Raw genomic sequence first — 930 nt, forward strand, 5'->3', positions numbered from 1 at the left:
TTACTATCCAGAATCAGTGGCAGAAAGGATACAGAAATACCTACAGAGGCAGGCACTTGTATTCCTGATGGTTTTATTACTGGCAGTCGTGATGAGAAAGAGAATATGACCTTTATCTATAAGCGAAATGAAAGTGATCATTTTACTTTCAGTGTTGAAATATTGAATGATCTTCAAGAGAAAGACCATCTGTTAGAGCGTTTGAGGGGAATGGAAGGTATATTTTTGGCCATGCATGCTAAGATAATAAGGAAAGAGAAACGGGAAATTAATGGTACTTATACGGAGGAAGTTTTAACGACTGCGCCGACAAAAAAAATTGATGAACCAGAAACCAAAATTCCCGGATATAAATTTATTTTAATTGCCAATGAAACAATCGGGGATTATAAGAACCCTTTTGTTAGAATTAATCTGAGAAATGACAGGTTATCTGCAACGCCGTACAGTGAAAATGAACTGATAACGTTTTGGGACGCGGTAACAAGTTCTTTTCGTAAAAGACCCGGCGCTTTTAAACGGCAATAACACATTTCAAATAAGACCCCTTATAGGGATATAAGGGTTAATAATCGAAGTGGAGAAAAGCGAGCAGATACGAGAACAGCGATTTTATGTTCTGCTATTAAAACAGTACAGGCGGTGAAAATTGAATAGGAAAACAACCTTACTGACTTTAGCGGTTATTTATACCTTATGGTGGCATATGCCGGTATTTTATTACCCGATTTTAACTGAAAAGGAAAAAAAAGTGACAACTGAAATGTTAGCGAATATGCAGCCTCGTTGTGTGGGCCGTTATTTGATAGATCTTCCTGCCGGATTTGAAAATGTTGCCAATCGAGGGATATTTATTGGTGATGCGCAAATAGAAACCGAGCGTTTACATCCACCTGCATTTGAACAGAGGATACAGTTAAGAGAGCAAGA

1 protein-coding gene and 1 pseudogene are annotated in these 930 nt (G+C 37.8%); both read left to right on the top strand.

Going from position 1 to position 930, the window contains the following annotated elements; genetic code table 11:
* Nucleotides 1–528: T6SS immunity protein Tli4 family protein (locus tag V2H77_RS00345; protein ID WP_341497218.1), on the top strand; the 528-nt coding region annotated here is incomplete at its 5' end.
* Nucleotides 529–649: 121 nt separating this feature from the next.
* Nucleotides 650–930 (top strand): annotated as a pseudogene (locus V2H77_RS00350) (T6SS immunity protein Tli4 family protein); the annotation flags it as partial.

The organism is Photorhabdus sp. P32 (genome assembly GCF_038085095.1).
In the GTDB taxonomy this organism is placed as follows: domain Bacteria; phylum Pseudomonadota; class Gammaproteobacteria; order Enterobacterales; family Enterobacteriaceae; genus Photorhabdus; species Photorhabdus luminescens.